The following is a 23,135-nucleotide window of genomic DNA, read 5'->3' as shown; positions in this document are numbered from 1 at the left end:
TAGCCCGGTCGGGTTACGGCACGGGCAGGTCGACCAGGTCCACGAGGTCGGCGATCGACTCGACGACCGTGGAGGGCCGGAAGGGGTAACGGTCCATGTCGGCCTCGGTGGTCAGGCCGGTGAGGACGAGGAAGGTCTGCATGCCCGCTTCGAGTCCGGCGAGCACATCGGTGTCCATCCGGTCGCCGATCATGGCGGAGGTCTCGGAGTGGGCGCCGATGGCGTTGAGCCCGGTCCGCATCATGAGCGGGTTGGGCTTGCCCGCGAAGTAGGGGGCCTTGCCGGTGGCCTTGGTGATCAGCGCGGCCACCGAACCCGTCGCGGGCAGCGGGCCCTCGGCGGACGGACCGGTCTCGTCCGGGTTGGTGCAGATGAAGCGGGAGCCGCCGTTGATCAGCCGGATCGCCTTGGTGAGCGCCTCGAACGAGTACGTACGCGTCTCCCCGAGGACGACGTAGTCCGGCTCGTGGTCGGTGAGGACGTAGCCGATGTCGTGCAGCGCGGTGGTGAGACCGGCCTCGCCGATGACGTAGGCCGTGCCGCGGGGGCGCTGGTCGTCCAGGAACTGGGCGGTGGCCAGGGCGGAGGTCCAGATGTTCTCCACGGGCACGTCCAGGCCCATGCGCTTGAGGCGCGCGTGCAGGTCACGGGCGGTGTAGATGGAGTTGTTGGTGAGGACGAGGAAGGGCAGTCCGGAGTCCCGCAGCCGCTTGATGAAGGCGTCGGCGCCGGGGATCGGCGTGCCCTCGTGGATGAGGACTCCGTCCATGTCGGTCAGCCAGGATTCGATCGGCTTGCGCTCTGCCATGGGACGGGCTCCTGCCGTACGCGCTGTGCACCGGGGTGCTGGACGCCGGCGGCACCGCGTTGTGCAGCGCCGACGCCCCGATTTTAGGCTGCCCGTTCCGCCGGACGGAACCGGTTGATCACGGTGAACCGTCCGCGGTGGGTCAGCGGTGTCCGGCCCGCAGGCGTCTGGCGTGGATCATCGCGGCCGCACCGGCGAGGACGAGCGCTCCGGAGGCGAGGCCGGCCCAGCGCGCACGGGCGGCCTGGCCGGTGCGGGCGAGTTCGGGCACGGGGTCGCCCTCCGCGTCCCTCGTGGTCCCGGTGTCCTCGGGCGCCTCGATACCGCTCTCGGCGATGACGAACTCGTACGCGGCCGATTCCCCCACCCAGTCCCCGTCGGCGGCCGCGCCCGCCTGCTCGGCCTCGTCCCGGGCGGTGTGCCGCTGGACGATGGCGGCGCGGGCGGTGACCTTGCCGGGCCTGGTGTCGGAGGTGAACGCCATCCGCACCTCGACCGTGACGGTCTTCTTCGCGGGGACGGTGAAGCCGGGGAAGTCGTCGCCCTGCTCGCCGCTGCCGAAGACGCCGATCTGCTCGTCGCGGTCGGTGGACTCCCAGCTCACGCGGTGTTCCTCGTCCGGGTGGGCCCGCTCGGTGAACTCCAGCTGGATCTGTTCGGCGGTCAGCGTCCGGTCCTCGTCGGTGAGGACCAGGACGGGGTGGATGGAGTGGCACGGTTCGGCGGTGGTGTTGGTGAGGTCGAGGTACCAGGTCCCGTAGCCGCCGCCGGAGGCGTAGGAGTCGGGGCCGCCGTGGATCCGTGTCGTGAGGGGGAAGTCCTCGCTGTCCGGATCGCCGCAGGCCGGCAGGTCCGGGCCGGCGGCCGCGGTTCCGGCGGTGCCGCTCGCCGCGCCCGCCACGACGGGGGTGACGGCGGGGGCGGTGACCGGGATGGCGATGGCCGCCGGGACACCGAGGAGTCCGGCCGGGACGACCAGTCCGGCGGCCAGTCCGAGACGGGTCAGGGCACGGCCGTCGCGCAGTCGTGCGGGGGGTCTGGTGGACATGGGATCACCCTTCGCTGCTCGCGAACGGCCGGGGCGGGTGGCCGGCTCCGGCGGCGGCACCGCCACACCCGGGCCGGACGTACGGCCATGGCAATACGTTTCCGTCCGCGACGCTGTCACGCGCGCGCGGGCGCTCGCCACCTGCGGGCGGCGTACTCCGCCCGTTCGGGCGCCGGAATCCGCCCGAACGGCTCAGGGCGTGGCGCACGCGGAGGTCTCAGGCCCCCGCGCCGCCGTCCTCGCCCGCCCGGCCGAAGAGCGGGGCGAGGACCAGGTGGGCCGCCCCCTCGGCGACCGGCCGGTCGCCGCCGCCCGCCACGGCGACGGGCACGGCGGCGGTGACACCCTCCCGCCGGGCGCGCTCCTCGATGACGGCGCGGACCCCGTCGACGTAGACGTCCTCGTGGGCGGCGACGGTACGGCCGCCGAGGACGACCCGGTCGATGTCGAGCAGCCCGACGAGGTTGGCGGCGCCCGCCCCGAGCACCCTGGCCGCCTCCGCGACGTCCCCGCGGGCGGCGGCGGCCAGGCAGAGCGCCTCGATGCAGCCGCGGCCGCCGCAGTCGCACGGGGGCCCGTCCAGCTGGAGGGTCTGGTGGCCGAACTCCCCGGCCCCGGTGCGGACCCCCCGGTGCAGGGCCCCGCCGAGGACGAGCCCGGCGCCGAGGCCGGTGCCCAGGTGGAGGTAGGCGAAGTCGGCGTCGGCGCGTTCGCGGAGCGCGAGGCCGAGGGCGGCGGCGTTGGTGTCCTTGTCGAGGACGACGGGGAGCCCGGTGTGCGCGGCGAGGGCGTCGCGCAGCGGGTAGCCGTCCCACTGGGGGAAGCCGGTGACCCGGTGCAGCACCCCGCTGCGGTGGTCGAGGGGGCCCGGCAGCGCCGCGCCCACGCCGAAGACCGGGCGGGTCTCGGTCCCGGGGGCCCGGGGGATCTCCGCGCGTACGGTCCGCACCGCGCGGGCTGCCGAGGCGAGGACCTCGGCGGCCGGGGCTCCGAGGTCGAGCGGGAAGGTGCGGGTCGCGACCGTGGTGCCGGCGAGATCGGCGAGGACGGCGGTGAGTTCGTCGCGGTCCAGGTGGAGCCCGACGGCGTGTCCGGCGTCCGGGACCAGGCGCAGCACGGTGCGGGGCTTGCCGCCGGTGGAGGCGAGCCGGCCGGCTTCGGCGGCGAGGCCCTCCGCCCGGAGCCGAGTGGTGATCTTGCTGACGGCCTGCGGCGTGAGTCCGGTGCGCTCGGCGAGCTCCAGGCGGCTGATGCCCTGCTCACCGGCGGTCCGCAGCAGATCGAGGACGAGCGACGCGTTGTGGTGGCGCAGAGCCGGAAGATTCGCCCCGCCGCTCCTACTGTTGCTCCTGTTCACCGCTCCATTGTCCTCATCGCTTGCACTTTGGCAACAGCGTTGCTTAAGTGGAACGCATGACTGCCAACGCTCCTCTCCGCGTCGGGCTCGTCGGCTACGGCCTGGCGGGTTCCGTCTTCCACGCCCCGCTGGTGTCCGCGACCGAGGGGCTCGTCCTCGACACGGTCGTCACGTCGAACGAGGAGCGGCAGGCGCAGGCCCGCGCCGAGTTCCCCGGCGTACGGTTCGCGGCCTCGCCCGACGAGCTGTGGCCGCGCGCGGACGAGCTGGACCTGATCGTGATCGCCTCGCCGAACAAGACCCACGTCCCCCTCGCGAGGGCGGCGCTGGAGGCGGGGCTCCCGGTGGTCGTGGACAAGCCGATCGCCGGTACGGCGGCCGAGGCCCGCGAGCTGGCCGCGCTGGCCGCCGAGCGGGGTCTGCTCCTCTCGGTCTTCCAGAACCGCCGCTGGGACAACGACTTCCTCACGCTGGCCGGCCTGATCGAGGACGGCGAGCTCGGCGAGGTGCAGCGCTTCGAGTCCCGCTTCGAGCGGTGGCGTCCGCAGCTGAAGGGCGGGTGGCGCGAGTCGGGCGACCCGGAGGAGATCGGCGGGCTCCTCTACGACCTGGGCAGCCACGTCGTCGACCAGGCCCTCACGCTGTTCGGTCCCGCGGTGCAGGTGTACGCGGAGTCCGACGTGCGCCGCCCGGGTGCGGCGGCCGACGACGACACCTTCATCGCGATCACCCACGCCAACGGGGTGCGCTCCCACCTGTACGTGAGCGCCACCACGGCGCAGCTGGGCCCGCGCTTCCGGGTGCTCGGCTCGAAGGCGGGCTATGTGAAGTACGGCCTGGACCCGCAGGAGGCCGCCCTGCGCGAGGGTGCGCGTCCGGCGGCGGGGAAGCCGTGGGGCGAGGAGCCGGAGTCGCTGTGGGGCCGGGTCGGTTCCGGCGAGTCCGCGCTGACCGGCGGCGGCGACCCCGTCCGTACGGTGCCGGGCGACTACCCCGCGTACTACGCCGCCGTCGCCTCGGCGCTCCGCGGCACAGGGGAGAACCCGGTGACGGCACTCCAGGCCGCCGCCGCCCTCGACGTCCTGGAGGCGGCCCGGCGCTCGGCCCGCGAGGGCGTGTCCGTGACCCTCCTTCCCCACCACGAAGAGGAGCAGCACGCATGAGCCCCAGCGCTCCGACCATCTCCGAGCTGATCGCGCAGGAGCGGCGCCTGACGCTGCCCCGCTTCGGCTACGACGACGCGTACGTACTGGGCGGCCTGCTGGTCGCGCTGGCCCGTGAGCGGCACGCCCCGGTCGCGATCGACATCCGGCGTGGGGGCCAGCAGTTGTTCCACGCCGCCCTGCCGGGGTCGAGCGCGGACAACGACGCGTGGATCAACCGCAAGCGGCGGGTGGTGGAGCGGTACGGGGAGAGCTCCTACCTGGTCGGGACGCGGTTCCGGGCGAAGGGGACGACGTTCGAGGAGTCCTCGCGGCTGGACCCGGACATCTACGCCGCGCACGGCGGCTCGTTCCCTATCGCCGTCGAAGGTGCGGGAGTGATCGGGTCGGTCACGGTCTCGGGTCTGCCGCAGGCCGAGGACCACGCGCTGGTGGTGGAGGCCCTGGAGCAGTTCACGGCGCTCCCCCGGACCTGAGGGCGGACCGCCCACGACGACGGAGCGGCCGCCGGGTGATCCCGGCGGCCGCTCCGTCGTGTCCGCCTACGCGTCCTTGAGCTCCTGGCGCTGGCGTCCCAGCCCCTCGACCTCGAGCTCCACCACGTCACCGGCGCGGAGGTAGGGCTTCGGCTCGGGCCGTCCCATGGCCACGCCCGCCGGGGTGCCCGTGTTGATGACGTCGCCGGGGTAGAGCGTCATGAAGTGGCTCAGGTAGCGCACGACCTCGCCGACCGGGAAGATCTGCCGGGCCGTCGTGCCGTCCTGCTTGAGCTCCCCGTTGACCCACAGCTTCAGCGGGAGCGCCTGCGGGTCGGGGATCTCGTCCGCGGTGACGAGCCAGGGACCGAGCGGGTTGAACGTCTCGCAGTTCTTGCCCTTGTCCCAGGTGCCGCCGCGCTCGATCTGGAACTCCCGCTCGGAGACGTCGTGCGAGGTCGCGTATCCGGCGACGTGCCCGAGCGCCTCCTCGGCGGAGTCCAGGTAGCGGGCGGTGCGGCCGATCACGACGGCGAGCTCGACCTCCCAGTCGGTCTTCCGGCTGCGGCGCGGCACGAGGACGGTGTCCTCGGGGCCGACGACGGTGTCGGGGGCCTTGAAGAACAGGATCGGCTCGTCCGGGATCGCCGCCCCGGTCTCGGCGGCGTGGTCGTGGTAGTTCAGCCCGATGCACACGATCTTGCCGATCCGGCCGAGGGGAGGTCCGACCCTCAGGCCGTCCGCCTCGATCGGCGGGAGGACGTCGGGCGTCTGCGCCGCCTCCCGTACGCGTGCGAGCGCCGAGGCGTCGGCGAGGAGCTCGCCGTCGATGTCGGTGACGAGGCCCGAAAGGTCACGCAAGGTCCCGTTACGGTCAAGCAGCGCGGGGCGTTCCGAGCCCGCCGTACCCACTCGAAGAAGCTTCAACGGTCCATCTCCCCTTGGTCGAGATCGAGCCCGTCGATGGGTTGCGGCCAGCGAGAGGCTTGGCCGATCCTCCAAGACATCGGATCACTCCGCAAGACCCTGTTCACACCCTGGACCCGGAAGCCCTAGACGGCGGGCACGGCCGCGGCCTCGGCCGCCGGGGAGTCGCGGTAGAGGTAGGCGCGCTCGACGGCGGTCCAGGTGGTGCTGGTGACGATGTAGAGGGCCGCGGCGAGCGGCACGTAGGCGACGGAGACCAGGGTGAGGAAGGACATCAGCGGCATGACCTTCGTCATCGCACCCATGCCCGGCACGGGCTGTCCGTCCGGGCCGGTGGCCGGCGTCATCGGGTTCGCAGCCATCTGCCGCTTGGTGCGTCCGTAGTTGAAGGTGGCGACGGCGGCGACGATCACGAAGAGCCCGAGGTAGACCAGGCCCTGCTGCCCGAAGACCCCGCCGTCGGCGAGTGCGTCGTGCCAGCGCTCGCCCAGCGGTGCACCGAAGAGCTCGTGGCCGAGCAGCGAGTTCGGGTCGTCGCCGATCCGCCGGCTGGAGAACAGGTGGTAGAGCAGGAAGAAGGCGGGCATCTGGAGCAGGCTCGGCAGGCAGCCGGAGAGGGGGGAGACCTTCTCCTTCGCGTGGAGCTCCATGAGCGCATTCTGCATCCGGTCGGGGTTCTTGGCGTGCTTCTTGCGCAGTTCGGCGATCTGCGGCTGGAGCCTGGTGCGGGCCTTCTGCCCGCGCGCCGCCGCCCGCGAGAGGGGGTGGACGGCGAGCCGCACGAGGGCGGTGAAGAGGACGATCGCGGCGGCGGTGGACGCGTTCTGGAACAGGGGCTGGAGCAGGTCGGCGAATGCGCCGACCAGGCTCGCGAAAGCGGACATGAATGCGGACATGGGTGAGCCCTCCGGGGGTCTCGTCGTGCCGGGGAACGAGCGACTCGGCAGGACGACCCGCGCAGAAGGTCGTGGAAGGTGTGCCCTCTACGCGGCCGTCAGGAGGGCGGCCCCGGGTGCTCGGGGCCTGGTGCGGCCCCGGGCGTCGGGGTCGCGCTGCGGGAGGAAGGCGGTGCGCTTCTCCCGGTCGCGCATGGCGGTGCGCACGCTCGTACGGGGTACGGGGGCGGCGCAGCGGGCGCTGATGACGGAGCAGACGAGGAGGGCCGAGCCGGCGGCCGCGGTGGCGGCGAGCGCGACGGCGGCGGAGAGGCTGCCGCCCTCGGCGAGCAGGACCTCGGTGAGGAACAGGACCAGGAAGGCGGCGGGGCGGAGCAGGCGGCCGACCGCTCGGCGTACGCGGTTCACAGCGTCGTCCATCAGCCCTCCCCCTTCACGTTTCGCCCGGTTGTGTCCTTCAGCCGTTATACACGATCGGTGTCCAGCGGCTGAAGGAGACGGCGGGGGGCGAGCAGGGCGCGGCTGACGGGGTCGGCGGGGTCGGGGTCGAGTCCGGCGCCCGGCCGCATCTCCACGTCCTCCAGCGGTACGCCGGTGTTGCCGCAGGCCGTGCACTGTCCGAACGCCCCGAGTTCGGTGCCGCAGTCGGCGTGGACGAAGTGGCGCATGGGGAGGGTGCCCTCGATGTGCTCGCGGCCCCAGAGGCCGAGGGAGCGCAGGGTCGGCCAGAGCGCCTTGCCGCTGTCGGTCAGGACGTACTCGTCGCGCGGGGGCGACTCCTGGTAGCGCCGCCTGGCCAGGACGCCCGCCTCGGTGAGCGCCTGGAGGCGGGAGGCGAGGACGGCGCGGGGGATCCCGAGGTGGCCGAGGAAGTCGTTGTAGCGGCGCACCCCGTAGAAGGCGTCGCGCACGACGAGCAGGGTCCAGCGCTCGCCGATCACTTCGAGCGCGCGGGCGATCGAGCACTGCTGCGCCGCGTAGTCCTTGCCGAGAGCCATGGCAATCACTTTACTCCTTTCGGTTCGGTGAATGAACCGACCCGTGCTAGCGTCGGATCTCCAGTAGGTTCATTCACCGAACCTTGGCCATGGACCTGGACATCAGGCGGGCCGATCCCCCGGAGGGACGTCATGACCCAGCAGCCCGTACAGACCGGAGCCGCCCCCGCGCGGACCGGACCCACCCGCGTGCGGCCTCCCGCCGGCCCCCGTCGGGCGCACCGCCCCGGCGCGACCCTTGCCGTGACCAGCGCCGCCACGGCCGTCGCCCTGATGAACTACACCGCGCCCATGGCGGCGCTGCCCGCCCTCTCGGCGGCCTTCGCCACTCCGCCCGCCGCCCAGGCCTGGCTCCTCAACGGAGCCCCGCTCGGCCTCGCGGTCCTCCTGCTCGTCGCGGGGAGCCTCGCCGACGACTTCGGGCGCCGCAGGCTCTTCCTCATCGGCACCCTCGGTCTCGGCCTCACCACCGCACTCGCGGCCCTCACCACGAACACCCTCGGCTTCACCCTCGCCCGGGCGGGCCAGGGCGCCGCGAGTGCGGCGATCCTCGCCGCCAGCCTGGGGCTCCTGGTCGGCGCGTATCCGGCCGGCCACGCACGCATCAAGGCGATGGGCGTCTGGGGCGCCTTCGTGAGCGCGGGGATCGCACTCGGCCCCCTGCTCGCGAGCTCGCTCGGCCAGGTCGACTGGCGCCTGACCTATCTCGCCCTGGGAGCCGGCGCCCTCGCCACTGCGGCCTTCGCCTTCCCCGCGCTGACCGAGTCCCGCGCACCCCGCCCCGGACGCCCCGACCTGGCGGGCGCCGCCGTGCTCGGACTGGCGATGACCGCGCTTCTGACGGCCCTGACGCTCGGCCGGGACGGCTGGCTGCGCACGCCGGTCGGCCTGCTGCTGCTCGCGGCCCTCGCCCTGACCGCCGTGTTCGCCGCGGTGGAGCGCCGGGCGGCCGCCCCCCTGATCGCGCTGTCGCTGCTGCGCAGCCGCACCTTCCTGGCGGCCTCCCTGGGCGGCCTCGTCACAGGGCTCTCCGTGATCGGCCTGTTCAGCTACCTGCCGACCCTCCTGCAGCACTCCCTCGGCCTCTCGGCCCTCGACTCGGCCTGGCTGTTCCTCCTCTGGTCCGGTGCGGCGTTCGTCGCGGCGCTCCAGTCGCGGCGGCTCACCGGCCGGATCCCGGCCCGCCACCAGCTCGCCGCGGGCTTCGCGCTCCACGCGGTGGCGCTGCTCCCGCTGCTGGGGACCCTGACCGGCACACCGGGCGGCGCGGGGACCTCGGTGTGGCTGCGTCTCGTCCCTGCCCTGATCGTGGCCGGGGCCGGCAGCGGCCTGATCAACGCGGCGCTGCCCCGCCTCGCGGTCGAGTCCGTACCGCCGGAGCGTGCGGCCATGGGGTCCGGCGCCAACAACACCGCCCGCTATCTCGGCTCCTCCGCGGGCGTCGCCCTGACGATCGCGGTGGCCCCGACCGCCGCGGGCGCCGACCGGGCGATCCTGCTGTCCGCAGCGGTGGCGCTGGCGGGCACGGCGGGCGTCCTGTTCCTGCGGGAGCGCTGAGTGTTCTCCCCGGCGCCGCCGGGCCTTCACCGGCACTCCGGCACGCGCCCTCTCACCTCCCACCCGTCCCGCAGTACCGTGTGGTCCATGCGCCCCGACACGCCTGCCGACCACATCACCGAAGCCGAGCGTCTGCTCCGCACCGCGGCGCAGTACCCCGAGGACCACGAACCGCTGTTCCTCCAGGCCGCGGCCCATCTGGAGCTCGCGGGTGAGCGCGCCCGCGCGAGCACCCTCTACGACGAACTGCTCGGCTCCGCCGAGACCGCCGTCGACCGCCCGCACCTGGTCAAAGCGCTCAAGGCCGCCAACCTCTGGGAGTACGGCCACGAGGCGGAGGCCCGCGCGATCATCGACGGCATCCGCACCGCGGGACCGCTCGACGCGGCACCGTGGGAGATCGCCGCGGAGACGCTCGAGGCGCACGACGAGCTGGAGGCCGCCCACGACTTCTTCTCGACCGCGCTGAGGCTGCTCCTCGCCCCGGGCGAGGAGGTCCCCTACGCCACCCAGTCGCTGCTGATCGGGCGGCACCGGGTGCGCAGGCTGATGGGGGTCGCCCACGACGCGTGGGACGAGCTGGCGGACACGCTGCACACGGCCGCCGTCCCCCTGGACGAACTGCACGACCCGAAGCGCCTGTGGTCCCTCGGCTCCTCGGACCCGGGCGAGCTGCAGGCGGAGATCACCCGCCTCCGCGCCGAACTGGGCACCTACCGCACGGCGTTGTCCCGCCCGTTCCCCGTCGCCGTGCTCCACTGGCCCGAGGACGAGCTGCGCGAACTGCTCACCACCTACCCGGAGCTGGCCCAGGAGTACGTCTCGCACGAGGACCATCTGGCCCGTCTGGAGGCGGCGTTGCGGGACCTGCACGCCGCCGGCACGCCGAATCTCGGCATCGTGACGGGCACGGTCCCCTCCTACGAGGCGTTCGCCGCGTCGGAGGCGGCGTCGCCGTCCGACCCCGACCTGCTCCCCCAGTACGCCACGACGCTGGCGGCCCGCGGCCGGGCCGTCCCGTGGCCCCCGGCGCGCAGCGCGGCGTGCTGGTGCGGCTCGGAGCGTTCGTACCGGGAGTGCCACGGGGCGGCCTGAGAGGCGCCGGCCCTCCCGCCCGCCCGGGGAGGCCAGGCCTCCTCCTGACCGGGAGGGCCCGGCCCTCCTCCTGACCGAGGAGGGCCGGGCCCGCTCTCACCGGCCCGCGAACACGTCCCGCAGCGCCGCGTCCAGCTTCGCGGCGGCCTCGTCGAGGTCGGGTCGCCCGGCGGTCAGCAGCGCGTGCACCTGGGTCTGCAGGACCTGGGTGAACGCGCCGTAGTACGGGGTCCGGGGCCGTTGCACCGCCTCGGTCAGCGCCGCGCCGAGGGTCCGGATGTACGCGTCGCGCTCCGCCGGGGGCTGTTCCTCCGGCGTCTCCTCCTCCGTGGCCGCCGCCTTCGGTGCGTCCCCGGCCGGGGCGAGCGCCGCGGCGACGCGTGGCCAGCAGCGCTCCTCCACGTGGTGGTACGCGGAGTCCCGGGTCGCTGCGAAGCCCGCGTCGAGCAGGCAGCGTTCGCTCTCGCGCGAGGTCAGGAAGGTGATGAGCGCGCGGGCGTCGTCGGCGCGGGGCGAGTCGGCGGTCACGGCGAGGTTCTGCCCGCCGAGCACGGCCTTCCCCGGCAGCCGGTTCACGTCGTAGGCGGCCGGGTCCATGAGGCCGCCCAGAGCCCCGTACGCATAGGGCCAGTGGCGCAGGAAGACGGCGCGGCCCTCGACGAAGTCGGTGAGGGACGCGGTCTCGTCGGAGCCGGACGCGGCGGGCTGGACGCGGCCGCGGTCGACACGGTCGAGCAGCGCGTCGAGCCCCTTCTTGAGTTCTCCGGGACTGGAGGTGTACCGCCCCTCGTCGTCGGTGAGTTCGACGCCCGCGTCGGCGAAGGCCTCGACGGTGTTGACGGTGAGCCCCTCGTACTGCTTCAGCTGGGTGGTCCAGCCCGCCCGCTCGCCGGGACGGACCGGGTTCAGCCCGAGGGTCTTGACGGAGGAGTAGAGCTGCTCCCACGTCCACGTGGCGGTGGGGAGCCTGTCCGCCGCCATGGCCCGGGTCAGCAGGTCGGTCCGGTAGTAGAGGAGACCCACGTCGGTGTTGAACGGCCGTGCGTAGGAGCGGCCCTTCCAGACGGTGGTGGCGTGCACCTGCCGGATGAAGTCGAGGGCGTCGTCGGCGGCGGCACCCGGTTCCGGATCCGGCATCGGGCTGATGAGTCCGGCCTCGGCGAATTCGGGGATCCAGGTGATGTCGAGGTTCACCACGTCGTAGCGGGCGCTGCCCGACTGGAGCGCACCCAGCAGCTGGCTGCGCTGCTGGTCGGCTCCTCCGGGCAGCTCGACGAGCTTGGCCTGCCGGTCCCCCGGCCCCGCGTGCCGGCGGTTCCATTCCTCGATGAGCTGCTGCCGTACGCTGCCTGAGCCGGTCACGTCGAGCCCGCTGGCCACGACGAGGGGCCCCTCCGCGGCGTGTTCCTGCCCGCCCGGCGACCGGGACCGCCCCGGTCCTCCCGTACAGGCGGCGGACGCGAGGGCGAGCAGACAGCCGAGGACGACCGCGGTCCTGAACCGCCGGCCGGCACTCCGGTCGCCGTAGGTCATTCCGCGTCCCCCGTTCCGGCCTTGGCGACCTCCGCCGCCAGCTCGGCCGCGATGTCGCCGGCCGGGTCCAGACAGCGCCCGCCGCTCGCCGCGGCGAGTTGCTCGCCGAACCGGCCCGGCGTGCACGCGCCGTCCTGGAGCGAGGCGGTCACGATCCTGACGAGCGGCGACCGCCCGGCCTCGGTGACCAGCTCCTTCTGTTCCTTCGCCGTGACGCCCTCGAAGTCCTCGCCGTCGGTGACCAGGACGAGGAGCCGTGGCTGTTCCGCCTCGACCGGCTCCTCGCGCAGGGTGCCGAGCGCCGCGTGCATGGCGTCCGCGAAGCGGGCGTCGAGACCGACGGCCTTCGCGCCGGCGACCGCCCGCTGCACGTCGGAGCGGGTGTGCTGCCCGAACGTCACGAGGTCCGCGGCCTGTTCCCCTTTCCGGACCGCGGCCGTGCGTACCCCGTACGCGTCCCGGGACCCCAGGGAGCTCATCGAGCGGCTCACCAGCGCCTTGGCACCGCCGGTGCCGTCCCAGACCCGTTTGTCGGCCATCGAGGTCGAGTCGTCGAGCAGGTAGAGCACGCGGCCGGGCCCGAGCGCGCCCCGGTAGCGGCTCAGGGTGGAGCCGAGGGACGGCGAGACGTCGGTGCCGACGCCGGTCGCCGGGATCAGTTCGCGCACGGCTGCCTTGTTGTCCTCGGCCCTCAGCACGGACGCCTCACCGGGCGGGGCCGGCCTCCCTTTCTGCGCGCCCTGCTGCTGTACGCCCCGGAAGCCGTCGTCGGTGAAGCACCTCTGTGCGGCCGGGTCGGTGGCCAGCCAGTCGTAGAAGTCCTCGACGGCTGCCGTCCGCGCGTCGGCGTCCCGGTCGGCCCCCGCCCAGGTGACCCGGACGAAGGGCAGGTCCAGCATCGGTACGTCGGCCGGGTAGTGGGCGACCCGGTGCGCCAGGGCCTCCGTCGCGCAGTCGGGGCGCCCCGGTTCGCCGGCCGACAGGTTGAACAGTGCCAGCGTCTGCTCCGGCACGAGGACCGCCGCCCGGTCCTCCAGTGGGTTGTGCGTGCCGTCCGCCAGGGTGCACATCAGCTCCCTCGCGGTGGAGGGCACGGTCCGCAGCGCCTGGGCCATGTCCTGCTCCACCGTGGACGCGTGCCCTGCGCCGGAGGAGGCGTAGAGCGCGTGGGTCGACAGCAGGGCGCCCTCGGTGCCCTCGGGGTCGGGGCGGAGGATCTCGACCGTGTCCGGCTGGGCGTCCTCCAGCCCGGAGACGATGGCACCGAGCGGGTCGTCGGTCTGCAGGGACTGCGCCAGGGCGAGGGTGTCCGGCACGCCGAGGACCATCGGCGTGTAGGCGACGGAGCCCAGCCGGTCGAGGTCCACGACGCTCCTCGCGGCACTCGCGGCGGGTCCGGCGGAGGCGTCGCCGCCGCTGGTCCCGCGGGCCGTCGCCCTCTGCCACGCCGTGCCGGCCGCCGGGATCCAGATGTCCGGCTGTGCGCCGATGTCCCGCTGGGGCCGCAGGCAGTCGCCGGAGGCCGGGCAGGTGGCGGGCGGTTCCTGCCAGAGGGACGAGGAACGGAAGCCCGCCACGGCGTCGGTCGCCTTGACGTCGTAGACGTTGATGCCGACGGTCCGGCAGCCGTCGCCGTCCCGCTTGGGGTAGGCGTCGGCGGCCTTCTGCACGGTGGGCAGCAGATCGGGGTCGGTGAGCACGCGGAGCTCCAGGGGCGAGGCGCATCCGCCGCTCTGGCTCCCGCCGAGGAGGTACCACGCACCGGCTCCGGCGAGTGCGGCGACGCCCGCTATGACGACGGCCGTCGCACGTGTCGCACGGCGGACGGGGAGCAGGCGGCGCAGCAGGGCCGTGACCGCCGGCCACGCCCGTCGCCCCGTGTGCTCCGCCCCCCGGCCGCCCGAGGGCGCCGGCACCGGAGGGGGCGGTGAAGGCACCACGGGCGGAGGTCCCACGTCCGCGGGGAGCGCGAGCACCACGTCGTCGCCGTGCCTCAGTTCGTCCGGGATCCAGGGGTGGCCGTCGACGGCCTTCAGCGCGGCCATCTCCCGGCGGATGCCGGTGACGATCCGGGTGAAGGTGACGGGCTGCCCCTCCCCGGTGGTCAGCAGACGGTGGAGGGCGGCCGTAAACTCCGTGCCGGTACGGGGATCACCGGGCGGGATCTCCACCCCCGGCTCCGCCGCGGTGAGCAGGGCGAAGTTCTGTCCGGCCGCGGGGCTGAAGGCCCAGAGGGCGTTGCCGGCGAAGCAGCAGTCGAGGATGACGACGACCCAGTCGGCGCGGGAGTTGCGCAGGTCGGGCATGACGTCGTCGCGCCAGGACAGCGTGTCGACGAAAGGGTGGCGACGGTCCCTGGTCACCCGCGAGTCGGTGAACATCAGGTTGAGGTCGCTGCCGTCGGGGCGCACGATGCCGTGCCCGGCGAAGTAGACGACCAGCAGTCCGGTCACCTGGTCCCGGGCGTTCCTCAGCTCGGCGCTCACCCGGAGCGGATCGACGGTGACCGCCGGGCCGTCCTGCTCCGGGATGACGACCAGATCCTCCGGGTCGATCACTCCGGTGCCTTCGGCGGTCAGTGCCTCGCGCATGAGCCGGAGGTTCGTGGTGACCGCCGGGAGGTCGTTCCGGCTGCCGGTGTAGTGCTCCACCCCGATGAGCACGGCCCTGTGCCGCTTGGTCCCGTTCTCCTCGCCGCGCGCGTTGTACGGCGGCACGGTGACTAGACCTCTCCGGGCTCGTCGCCGCCGCGCGTTCGGTTCCGCCCACCGGACCCCGGCCCGGCGTCCGGGCCCCCGTCGTCGTCCCCGTCGCCGCCGGTGCCGGGAGTGGGGCCGGTGCCGGGGCCGGAAGCGCGGTCACCGCCGGTGCCGGGAGCGGGGTCGGCCCCGGGCTCGTCGGCACGGCTGGTCCTGCGGTCGCCGTCACGGCCGGTGTCGCGGCTCAGATCGGAGCCCGGCCCCTGCGGCGGTGCGTCGAGCGTGACGCGGGGCGTCTCCTCGGGATCGGCGAAGCGGCGCCGGTTGCGCAGCCAGGTCTCCACGGAACGCCACGCGTTCTCGGCCACGGAGCGCGCCAGCTCGACGGAGACGACGAGAATGATGTCCTGGATCAGCTCCCCGCCCATCGCCTCCGTCTGCGTGAGCGAGTCCGCCCGTTCCAGGGCGAGTTCGTCGCGCTCCAGTGCGTCCTCGAGGACCGGGGCGTTCTTCAGCCAGACGTGCAGCGCTTCGAGGTCGTCGCGCCGGGTGTGCGTCCCGCTGAGGCTGATCCGTAAAGCGACTCTCCCGTGCCCCGGCTCCGGCTCACGCGTGCTCGCCCCGTCCGTCATTCCCGCCCCCATCGACCCCGTAGCCCCACGGTGGGACTGATCACCAACATGCAATTATTTCACGGGAGTTGACACGGGGCACCCCTCTGTTCCACTTCGGTCGGGGGGCGACCCACTCATCGGTCGGCTGTACGCCGGCCGGATATTTTTCCGCCCGGCGATCACTTTTCCCTCCGCCGCCGGTCCAGATACCGAGAAGGCACCGAGCACCACACCGATGCTCGCCGCGAAGGACTTCAGGGATGGGACACAGGACATGACCGGTGCAGTGAAGGGCCCCGCGAGCTACTTCCCCTCGATCGAGAAGAAGTACGGCCGGCCGGTCGAGGAGTGGAAGGGCCTCATCCGCTCGTCGCCGCTGACCCGGCACATGGAGCTCGTCGCCTGGCTGAAGACCGAGCACGGCCTGGGCCACGGCCACGCCAACGCCTTGGTCGCACACACCCTCGCCGAGGGCGCGTAGGCCGAGGCCGCTGGGCCCCAGCGGTCCGGGAGGTCCCGGAGCTGCCGGAGCTCCCGGAGGCCATGGAGGCTCCAGAGGTCCCGGAGGCCCCGGCCGTGGCTCACGTCTCGTCGCCGGGGCCCGTGTCGTCGGGGGGATCCGCGTCCTCGGGGGAAATGGTCTGCTCCGACCAGACGGTCTTGCCCTCGGCCGCGTACCGGGTGCCCCACAGCGAGGCGAGCTGGGAGATGATGAAGAGCCCTCGCCCGCCCTCGTCCACCGCTCCGGCGTACTTCATGTACGGGGCGGTGGTGCTGGCGTCCCGGATCTCGCAGGTCAGCCCCCGGTCGAGGATGAGACGCAGCTCCACCGGCGGGCTGCCGTAGCGGACGGCGTTGGTCACCAGTTCGCTGACGATCAGCTCGGTCGCGTCCCCGGTGTCGTCGTCGACGTGCCAGTCGGACAGCGTCTCGGCGGTGAGGCGGCGCGCGGTCGCCGGGGCCGTCTTGTCGTACGGGAGCTCCCAGGCGGCGTACCGGTCGGCGGGCATGGCGTGGGTACGGGCCAGGAGCAGGGCGGCCCCCTGGAGGCCCTGGGTGTCGGGCAGGGCGTAGGCGACCGCGTCGCACAGGTCCCGCAGTGGCCGTTCCGGCGGGGTGAGCGCCTTGCACAGCGCGCCCGTCGACGGGTCGGAGTGGCTTCCCAGCGCACTGCTGTGGAGCGCGAGCAGGCTGCCTTCCCGGAGCGGGAAGGAGATCGCGGCGACAGGTGCCCGTTCCGATGAGCCGAGCGGCGGCCCCTGGGGCACGCCGACCGTGGCGGCGGTGCCGTCCGGGCCGATGACCAGGGGCGCGGAGTGGCCGGCCGAAGCGACGGTGCAGGTCTCGGTGAACGGGTCGTACACGGCGTACGCGCAGGTCGCGGCCAGTGGCTCACGGTGCAGGGGGTCGCTCGCCGGCAGTTGCGCGCGCTCCTCCGCCAGCCGCGCCGCGGCGTCGTACAGGCGCGCGAGCAGTTCGTCGGGTTCCAGGTCGAGCGCCGCGAAGGCGTGGACGACGGTGCGCAACTGCCCCATGGTGGTGGCCGCGTGGATGCCCCGCTCGGCCACCTCCCCGATCACGAGAGCGGTGCGGGCCCCGGACAGCGCGATCGTGTCGAACCAGCAGCCCGGACCCCCGCCGGGCAGCAGCAGGTGGTCCGTCTCGACCGCGGGCTGGGGCGCGGGGCGCTGCGGCAGCAGCCGGCGCTGGAGGGCGCTGGCGATGGTGTATTCGTGCACGTAGCGGCGGGCGTTGTCGATGCCGAGAGCGACGCGGGAGGCGATCGAACTCACCACGGAGATGTCCTCCTCGGTGAAGGGCTCGGAGTCGCCGCAGCGGTAGAGGCTCACCAGCCCGAGGACCGCACCGCGCAGCGTCAGCGGCGCCAGCAGGAGCGTGTGCGCGCCGAGTTCCCGGATGGAACGGGAGCGGGCGGGGTCGGCGTCGGCCCACGGCGCGTTCTCCAGCGGCACGATGCGGGGCCGCAGGTCGGAGAGGCTCCGCTGGAAGGGGGTGCCGGGCGGAACGGCCCGTACGTCTCCGACCGGATGGGCGGGCTCGGTGCCGCTGTACGCGGCCCGGCGCAGCGGCACCTCCCGGCCGAGCGGCCCCGGCTCGGGAGTCTCGCCGCGCAGGACCGCGTCGACGATCTCGATGACGCCGACATCGGCGTAGAGCGGGACGAGCGCATCGGTCAGGTCGCGGCAGGTGGCCTCGACGTCCAAGGTCTTGCCCACGGCGTCGCGCACCGCCGCGAGCGTCGCGTCCCGGACCCGGCGCCGCACCTGTTCGGTGACGTCGGCGACGGCGACGGCGACCCCGAGGACGGCCCCCTGGTGGCCGTCGTCCGCCGCCTGCCCCTCCTGGAGCCGGAACGCGGTCAGGGAGAGGGTGCGCCGTACGCCGGGCGCGCGGCTGAGGCGGGCCCGGAACGGCCGCTCGAAGCCGGGTACGCCGGTGCGCAGGACCTCACGCACGTAGGCTTCCACCCGCTCCGGCTCCTCGAAGCCGCACACCTCTCGGAAGGGCCGGCCGCGCAGCCGCTCGGTCTCGTCCGTCTCGGCCGCCGTCGCGGGGTCGCTGATCCGTACGAGGCGGAGTTCGGTGTCGAGCACATGGACCCGTACGCGTACCTGCGTGAACATCACGTTCAACAGCGCCGCCCCCACGGCGTCGGGGCTGTTGCCCCCGGAGCCGGCCGCCTCGGTCGACCAGACGGCCCAGCCCCCTCCCGCGAGGGGCTCCAGGCGCAGCCCCGACAGGGTGCGCCCGCCGTCGGCGGGCTGCCGGGGGTCGGCCGCCAGCACGTCCATCATGCGCAGGCCCAGTGCTTGCGCGGTCGCCTGCCCGTAACGCTGCTCGGCGTCCCGGCTCCACCCGGTGACCACCCCGTCGCTGTCGACGACCATCAGCGGCGCATCAGCCATGAGCCCAGCTCCTTCGCCCCCTCGCGGCGACCCGCGACCGAGCCTCCGCCCACGACGACACGTACGCAACCAGCATCGGGCCCCTGCCGGTGGCCCGCTACCGGAGGGGCCTGCTGTCGGCGGGGGCGCCTGGCCTGCGTCCATGGATCACACGACGGAGGCCGACCGCCGCTTCCCGGCCGCCCTGGCCGACGCCATGATCCGCCGGGCCCGGACCGGCCACCCCCTCGCCGACCAGCCGGGCGTGTTCCTGGACTCGGAGGGCGAGTGCGGCGTGGTGGCCGGCAGCCTCCCCGACTTCCTCCGGGTCCTGGCGGACGGCTACAGCCCGATGGAGGCCGCCCTGGCCGACGACCGCTCCTCGGGGTTCACCGCCTCCGAGGAGAGTCGGATCCGATGCACGGAACCGGACCGTTCCGGGTCTGTCACAGCCCTGGACCGAATTCGGCCGGGAATCGCTCCCTTGTCGCACCTTTGCAATACGATCACATTCAACAATCAGTCCCCGGGCCAACTCACCCCCCACGCAGGCCCCGTTCCGTCCGTGCGAGGAAGCCCATGCCGCCCTATCAGCCGTCCGCGGACTGGCAGTACGAGATCCCTACGACGGGCAGCAAGCGGCTGCCGCCCGCCGCGCGTTACGTCGAGTCGCTGACGCACCAGGGATACGGGTTCGAGGCGGCGATAGCCGACCTCGTCGACAACTCCATCGACGCGGGCGCGCGCAACGTCGTCATCAGCTTCCTGCGTGACGAGGACCGCCTGGTCAGCCTTCTGGTCGTCGACGACGGCCGGGGCATGAACGACGAGACCCTCGACACCGCGATGACGGTGGGCGGCCGGCAGGAGTACGGGGAGAACGCGCTCGGCCACTTCGGCGCGGGCCTCAAGGCCGCATCCCTCTCGCACGCCGACTCGCTCACGGTGATCAGCCGCACCAAGCGCAGCCCGTCCACCGGCCGCCGGTGGCTGACGGCCCGCGCACAGGCCGATTTCACCTGCGACATCGTGGACCCTGGATACTGTCAGGATCTCGTCGACCGCTACGACGGCCTGATCGAGTGGCACGGCACGATCGTCCGCTGGGACAAGGTCCGCGCCTTCGACACGGTCACCGCCGGGCAGGCGGACCGCTACCTGGACGACGCGATCGAGAAGCTGGAGACCCATCTCGGGCTCCATCTGCACCGTTTCCTGGCGGACGACTCCTTCAACGTCGACATCGTGGTCGAGGACGTCACGACGAAGGAGGAACTGGATCACCGGGGCGTAGAACCGATCGACCCCTTCGGCTACCGGGTCCCCGGCCGGGCCGGCTACCCGCGTACGTACACGGCACCCGTCGAGGGCGTCGGTGACGTGGCGCTGACGGCACACATCTGGCAGCCGAAGTCCCCGCTGGTCAGCTTCCGGGGCATCGGGCCGCTCGCCGAGCGCCAGGGCTTCTACATCTACCGCAACAACAGGCTCGTGCAGGCCGGCGGCTGGAACAGCACCCGCAGTCCCGAGGGGCACCTCGCCCTGGCCCGTATCGCCATCGACCTGCCCGCCCAGGCGAACGACGTCTTCAGCCTCACCGTCAAGAAGGACGGCGTGACGGTCACCCCGGCCTTCGCCCGAGGGCTCGAACAGGCCACGGACGGATCGGGCAGCACCTTCGCCGAGTACGTCCAGGAGGCCCAGACGACGTACCGGGAGGCGGCCAGGAGAGTCACGGAGGTGACACGGGAAGCCGTGATTCCGGCGGGCAAGGGCCTCGACCCGAAACTCCGCCGGGTCCTGCGGGACGAGCTTCCGGAGCTGTCGGGTGAGGAGCCCATCACTTTCCGCTGGACGTCCCTGGCGTCGGACCTGTTCTTCGAGCTGGACCGTGACGTCCGGGAGATCAGGCTCAACAAGATGTACCGGTCGGCATTCAACGGCGGGCGCCGGGGCGGGCTCAACGACGCCCCGGTCGTGAAGAGCATGCTCTACCTCATGGTCGAGGAGATCTTCCAGAAGTCACAGGTCCGGGCCAGACGCGCGGACAAGATCGCCTTGTGGAACAGCGTCCTGGTGACAGCGGCTCGCTGCGAAATGACGCGCTGACACCCACCGCCCTCCGCCCTTCCCGAGGAAGCCGTACCGCCATGACCGACCACCTGTACAACCTCCACGGCGACGTCCTCGCCGCCATGCGCCGGGGCCCGAAGGCCTTCGCGAAGCTGGCCTTCGCCCTCTCCGACGCCGATGAGCCCGCCGACACGTACGTCGGACACTTCCGCGACCGGATCGTCGGGGCGGGCCCCGGGGACGAACTCACCGCACTCTGGCATCGCACCCTGACCACCTGGGACCTCGCCGAGCAGGCCGACTGGTCCACCGCCCCGGCTCGCACGGACGCCCGGCGCTCGGACGTGTACGACCGCCTCGGCTTCGGCGCCGACCTGCGCAAGGCCCTCGACGAGGCGGTACCGGTCTTCAAGGAACCCGGGGCGACGGTCATCAGCAAGGAATTCACCTCCTGGTACTCCAGGGACGCAGCGGCAGCCCGTTCCTTCTACTGGAACGCCTACGAACAGATGCTCCGCCGCAAGGGCTGGTCGGACGCGGCCGTGGCGAGCCTGGACGAGGCCGGCCACGCCGTGGTCGAGCGCCTCTCGGATCCCACCCGCGCCGAGGCCTACGGGGCCCGGGGCCTGGTGGTCGGTTACGTACAGTCCGGCAAGACCGCCAACTTCACGGGCGTCACGGCCAAGGCCATGGACGCCGGCTACCGCCTGGTCATCATTCTCGGCGGCACCCTGAACCTCCTCCGGGGCCAGACCCAGCGCCGCCTGGACATGGAACTGATCGGCCGCGAGAACATCCTGCGCGGCGCCGACCCGGCGGACACGGACGCTCTCGTCGGCGTCGACTACCAGGACGACGAGGAGTGGCCGGAGAAGTTCGTCAGCCACGGCGGCAGGCCGTCCACGCTCGGATTCTTCGACATCGAGCGTCTCACCACGCGCGAAAGCGACTACCGCGGCCTGCAGAGCGGTATCCGCGCGCTCGAGTTCGAGAAGCAGGTCCGCACCCAGCCTCTCCACGACCCGGCCAACCTGCACCATGCCGCCGCGCGCCTGATGGTGGTGAAGAAGAACAAGTCCCGGCTGGAGGGACTGATCAAGGACCTCAAGAAGATCGGTCCGATCCTCTCGGAGATCCCGACGCTGATCATCGACGACGAGTCGGACCAGGCCTCGGTCAACACGACGGATCCGAAGAAGTGGGAGGACGGCAAGGTCGAGCGCAAGGCCATCAACGGCCTGATCTCGCAGCTCCTCGGCCTTCTTCCCCGCGCCCAGTACGTCGGCTACACCGCGACACCCTTCGCCAACGTCTTCGTCGATCCGGGGGACGAGGAGGACATCTTCCCCCGTGACTTCCTGATCTCCCTCCCCCGGCCGTCCGGCTACATGGGCGTGCAGGACTTCCACGACCTGGAGTCCGAGGGGACGGCCGAGGAGACCCACGTACGCGGGATCTACGAGGACACCGGCGACCGTCTCCAGGAGGCACTGGACTCCTTCGTCCTCACCGGCGCACTGAAGCTGTACCGAGCGGATCGCGGTGTGCCCGAAGGGCCGTTCCGCCACCACACGATGCTCGTCCACGAATCCGTACAGCAACGGGAACACGCGGCCCTCGCCCTGCGCATCAACTCGATGTGGCACCGCTCCGCCTACACCGGCCAGGAAGGCCACGGCCGCCTCGCGGCACTTCTGGACGCCGACTTCCAGAAGTACGCGGCCGAGGACCTGCCCGTCCCCACCTCGTACGACGACCTGAAGCCCTACGTCTCCCGGTCCCGCCAGCTGATCAACTCGGGCGGCGAGCCGGTGATCATCGTCAACGGTGCCACCGAACGCGACTACGACCAGCCCGAGCTGGACTTCGACCGCACCCCGCACGTGTGGAAGATCCTGGTCGGCGGCACGAAGCTCGCCCGCGGCTTCACGGTGGAGGGCCTCACCGTCACCTACTACCGTCGCACCACGCAGCAAGCCGACACCATGATGCAGATGGGCCGCTGGTTCGGCTTCCGCCCCGGCTACCGCGACCTGGTGCGCCTCTTCATCGGCCGCGAGGAGCCGATGGGCAAGAAGAAGACCGTCGACCTGTACGAAGCCTTCGAGGCGATCTGCCGCGACGAGGAGACCTTCCGCGCCCAGCTCACCCGCTACGCGGCCCTGGTGGACGGCAAGCCCCAGGTCACGCCGGCCCAGATCCCTCCGCTGGTCTCGCAGCACCTGTCCTGGCTGAAGCCGGCGGCCCGCAACAAGATGTTCAACGCGGAACTGGTGGAGATCCGGTCGCCGGGGCAGTGGGTGGAACCGACGGCCTACCCGACGAACGCGGCGGACCTGCGGCACAACGCGGAGGTGTGGCGGCCCGTACTCGATGCGCTGGAGCCCTCCCCTGTCACGCTGGGGTGCCGTGCCGACAGTTACGAGGCCCTACTCGGCAGCCTGGATCACCGCGCGTTGATCGGCGTCCTGTGCGACCTGAAGTGGTCCACCCCGACCGCGTTCTCACCGCACCTCGAATCCCTTGTCTCGGCAGGGGAAACCGGCAGCCCCATAGACGACTGGCTGGTGATCGTTCCGCAGCAGACGGCGGTGCGCAGGGTCGAGGCGAGCATTCTCGGCTCACGCCCCCTCTCGCTGGCGAGCCGTACCCGTCGCCGAGGCGATCTGTTCGGCGCGATCAGTGAACCGAAACACCGCGGGGTCGCCCTCCGGGTGGCCGGCGCCATCGACGACTCCGAAAACCCCTTCGTCGAGTCGCTCGTACGAGAGCGCCGTGGCGTGCTTGTCCTGTACCCGGTGATCGAGCAGGAGCCTCGGCTCACCTCGGACGGTGCCATTGATCCTGGGGCCGTGGTCATCGCCTTCTCGCTGGTCGCCCCGGCCTCACGGAACACCGGGCAACAGCCCTTGGTGCGCTTCCGCGCCATCGATTCGAGCAGGAGCGACAGGGCCGTCATTGATCGCGCAGAGGGCGGCGCGTAGG

The 23,135-nt window shown here is 72.6% G+C and carries 18 protein-coding genes; 7 read left to right on the top strand and 11 right to left on the bottom strand.

Translation table 11 applies throughout. The annotated features are described in order from the left end of the window. Nucleotides 1-13: 13 nt before the first annotated feature. The 3 genes from ACFC51_RS06420 to ACFC51_RS06410 form a co-directional block, all read right to left on the bottom strand. The gene (locus ACFC51_RS06420; protein ID WP_329229234.1) at nt 14-808 is read right to left on the bottom strand and encodes an HAD-IIA family hydrolase; all 795 of its coding nucleotides are present in this window, start codon (nt 806-808) and stop codon (nt 14-16) included. 142 nt (nt 809-950) lie between these two features. Continuing rightward, complete coding sequence (locus ACFC51_RS06415; protein WP_376367214.1) at nt 951-1,856, bottom strand: hypothetical protein; 906 nt, start codon at nt 1,854-1,856, stop codon at nt 951-953. 217 nt (nt 1,857-2,073) lie between these two features. After that, entirely contained in the window at nt 2,074-3,213 is a 1,140-nt protein-coding gene (locus ACFC51_RS06410; protein ID WP_376527254.1) for an ROK family protein, read from the bottom strand. A 56-nt stretch (nt 3,214-3,269) separates the two neighbouring features. Between ACFC51_RS06410 and ACFC51_RS06405 the strand changes: the two genes are divergently transcribed. After that, complete coding sequence (locus ACFC51_RS06405) at nt 3,270-4,376, top strand: Gfo/Idh/MocA family oxidoreductase (protein WP_376367218.1); 1,107 nt, start codon at nt 3,270-3,272, stop codon at nt 4,374-4,376. Beyond that, nucleotides 4,373-4,852, top strand: a complete 480-nt coding sequence (locus ACFC51_RS06400; RefSeq protein ID WP_376367220.1) for a heme-degrading domain-containing protein — start codon at nt 4,373-4,375, stop codon at nt 4,850-4,852. The genes ACFC51_RS06405 and ACFC51_RS06400 overlap by 4 nt, the downstream gene beginning before the upstream one ends. Nucleotides 4,853-4,918: 66 nt before the next feature. Here ACFC51_RS06400 and ACFC51_RS06395 read toward each other — a convergent pair whose 3' ends face one another. From ACFC51_RS06395 to ACFC51_RS06380, 4 genes are all read right to left on the bottom strand, one after another. After that, nucleotides 4,919-5,779: a fumarylacetoacetate hydrolase family protein gene (locus tag ACFC51_RS06395; RefSeq protein ID WP_376367221.1), complete on the bottom strand. Its 861-nt coding sequence runs from the start codon at nt 5,777-5,779 to the stop codon at nt 4,919-4,921. A 125-nt stretch (nt 5,780-5,904) separates the two neighbouring features. Then, a complete protein-coding gene (locus ACFC51_RS06390) occupies nt 5,905-6,675 on the bottom strand; it encodes a YidC/Oxa1 family membrane protein insertase (RefSeq protein WP_376527252.1) in 771 nt (256 codons plus the stop codon). A gap of 87 nt (nt 6,676-6,762) precedes the next feature. Then, entirely contained in the window at nt 6,763-7,095 is a 333-nt protein-coding gene (locus tag ACFC51_RS06385; RefSeq protein ID WP_376527249.1) for a DUF6412 domain-containing protein, read from the bottom strand. Between the two features lie 44 nt (nt 7,096-7,139). Then, on the bottom strand, nt 7,140-7,673 hold the full coding sequence (locus ACFC51_RS06380) for a winged helix-turn-helix transcriptional regulator (protein ID WP_376367227.1): 534 nt from the start codon (nt 7,671-7,673) through the stop codon (nt 7,140-7,142). 132 nt (nt 7,674-7,805) lie between these two features. On the opposite strand from ACFC51_RS06380, the gene ACFC51_RS06375 reads away from it, so the two are divergent. Continuing rightward, nucleotides 7,806-9,230, top strand: coding sequence for an MFS transporter (locus tag ACFC51_RS06375; protein ID WP_376527247.1), 1,425 nt, complete (start codon nt 7,806-7,808; stop codon nt 9,228-9,230). Nucleotides 9,231-9,317: 87 nt separating this feature from the next. Beyond that, nucleotides 9,318-10,325, top strand: coding sequence for an SEC-C domain-containing protein (locus tag ACFC51_RS06370; RefSeq protein WP_376367230.1), 1,008 nt, complete (start codon nt 9,318-9,320; stop codon nt 10,323-10,325). Nucleotides 10,326-10,421: 96 nt separating this feature from the next. Here the strand turns inward: ACFC51_RS06370 and ACFC51_RS06365 are convergent, their stop codons facing one another. Genes ACFC51_RS06365 through ACFC51_RS06355 form a run of 3 tightly spaced genes read right to left on the bottom strand, consistent with a single transcriptional unit; the run spans nt 10,422 to nt 15,189 of the window. Beyond that, nucleotides 10,422-11,858: an extracellular solute-binding protein gene (locus ACFC51_RS06365; protein WP_376367232.1), complete on the bottom strand. Its 1,437-nt coding sequence runs from the start codon at nt 11,856-11,858 to the stop codon at nt 10,422-10,424. Further along, a complete protein-coding gene (locus ACFC51_RS06360) occupies nt 11,855-14,575 on the bottom strand; it encodes a caspase family protein (RefSeq protein WP_376527244.1) in 2,721 nt (906 codons plus the stop codon). Before ACFC51_RS06360 ends, ACFC51_RS06365 begins: the two co-directional genes overlap by 4 nt. Nucleotides 14,576-14,580: 5 nt before the next feature. Continuing rightward, nucleotides 14,581-15,189, bottom strand: a complete 609-nt coding sequence (locus ACFC51_RS06355; protein ID WP_376527241.1) for a hypothetical protein — start codon at nt 15,187-15,189, stop codon at nt 14,581-14,583. 256 nt (nt 15,190-15,445) lie between these two features. Here ACFC51_RS06355 and ACFC51_RS06350 point away from each other — a divergent pair, with 256 nt between their 5' ends. After that, nucleotides 15,446-15,652: a DUF4287 domain-containing protein gene (locus ACFC51_RS06350; protein ID WP_376367238.1), complete on the top strand. Its 207-nt coding sequence runs from the start codon at nt 15,446-15,448 to the stop codon at nt 15,650-15,652. Between the two features lie 100 nt (nt 15,653-15,752). Here ACFC51_RS06350 and ACFC51_RS06345 read toward each other — a convergent pair whose 3' ends face one another. Further along, nucleotides 15,753-18,098 carry a SpoIIE family protein phosphatase gene (locus ACFC51_RS06345; RefSeq protein WP_376367240.1) on the bottom strand — a complete coding sequence of 782 codons (2,346 nt, stop codon included), beginning with the start codon at nt 18,096-18,098 and terminating at the stop codon, nt 15,753-15,755. 558 nt (nt 18,099-18,656) lie between these two features. Here ACFC51_RS06345 and ACFC51_RS06340 point away from each other — a divergent pair. Together ACFC51_RS06340 and ACFC51_RS06335 are read left to right on the top strand one after the other, a co-directional pair. Next, complete coding sequence (locus tag ACFC51_RS06340) at nt 18,657-20,186, top strand: ATP-binding protein (protein ID WP_376527238.1); 1,530 nt, start codon at nt 18,657-18,659, stop codon at nt 20,184-20,186. 41 nt (nt 20,187-20,227) lie between these two features. Beyond that, on the top strand, nt 20,228-23,134 hold the full coding sequence (locus ACFC51_RS06335) for a Z1 domain-containing protein (protein ID WP_376527235.1): 2,907 nt from the start codon (nt 20,228-20,230) through the stop codon (nt 23,132-23,134). The last annotated feature ends 1 nt before the right edge of the window (nt 23,135 follow it).

Source organism: Streptomyces sp. NPDC055962 (assembly GCF_042270185.1).
Lineage (GTDB): Bacteria > Actinomycetota > Actinomycetes > Streptomycetales > Streptomycetaceae > Streptomyces.
This window is presented reverse-complemented; position numbering and strand designations above follow the sequence as displayed.

Coding starts and splice junctions, on each gene's coding strand:
- ACFC51_RS06420 (WP_329229234.1), bottom strand. CDS start 808: ATGGCAGAGCGCAAGCCGATCGAATCCTGGCTGACCGACATGGACGGA.
- ACFC51_RS06415 (WP_376367214.1), bottom strand. CDS start 1,856: ATGTCCACCAGACCCCCCGCACGACTGCGCGACGGCCGTGCCCTGACC.
- ACFC51_RS06405 (WP_376367218.1), top strand. CDS start 3,270: ATGACTGCCAACGCTCCTCTCCGCGTCGGGCTCGTCGGCTACGGCCTG.
- ACFC51_RS06400 (WP_376367220.1), top strand. CDS start 4,373: ATGAGCCCCAGCGCTCCGACCATCTCCGAGCTGATCGCGCAGGAGCGG.
- ACFC51_RS06390 (WP_376527252.1), bottom strand. CDS start 6,675: ATGTCCGCATTCATGTCCGCTTTCGCGAGCCTGGTCGGCGCATTCGCC.
- ACFC51_RS06385 (WP_376527249.1), bottom strand. CDS start 7,095: ATGGACGACGCTGTGAACCGCGTACGCCGAGCGGTCGGCCGCCTGCTC.
- ACFC51_RS06380 (WP_376367227.1), bottom strand. CDS start 7,673: ATGGCTCTCGGCAAGGACTACGCGGCGCAGCAGTGCTCGATCGCCCGC.
- ACFC51_RS06375 (WP_376527247.1), top strand. CDS start 7,806: ATGACCCAGCAGCCCGTACAGACCGGAGCCGCCCCCGCGCGGACCGGA.
- ACFC51_RS06370 (WP_376367230.1), top strand. CDS start 9,318: ATGCGCCCCGACACGCCTGCCGACCACATCACCGAAGCCGAGCGTCTG.
- ACFC51_RS06365 (WP_376367232.1), bottom strand. CDS start 11,858: ATGACCTACGGCGACCGGAGTGCCGGCCGGCGGTTCAGGACCGCGGTC.
- ACFC51_RS06355 (WP_376527241.1), bottom strand. CDS start 15,189: ATGACGGACGGGGCGAGCACGCGTGAGCCGGAGCCGGGGCACGGGAGA.
- ACFC51_RS06350 (WP_376367238.1), top strand. CDS start 15,446: ATGACCGGTGCAGTGAAGGGCCCCGCGAGCTACTTCCCCTCGATCGAG.
- ACFC51_RS06345 (WP_376367240.1), bottom strand. CDS start 18,098: ATGGCTGATGCGCCGCTGATGGTCGTCGACAGCGACGGGGTGGTCACC.
- ACFC51_RS06340 (WP_376527238.1), top strand. CDS start 18,657: ATGCCGCCCTATCAGCCGTCCGCGGACTGGCAGTACGAGATCCCTACG.
- ACFC51_RS06335 (WP_376527235.1), top strand. CDS start 20,228: ATGACCGACCACCTGTACAACCTCCACGGCGACGTCCTCGCCGCCATG.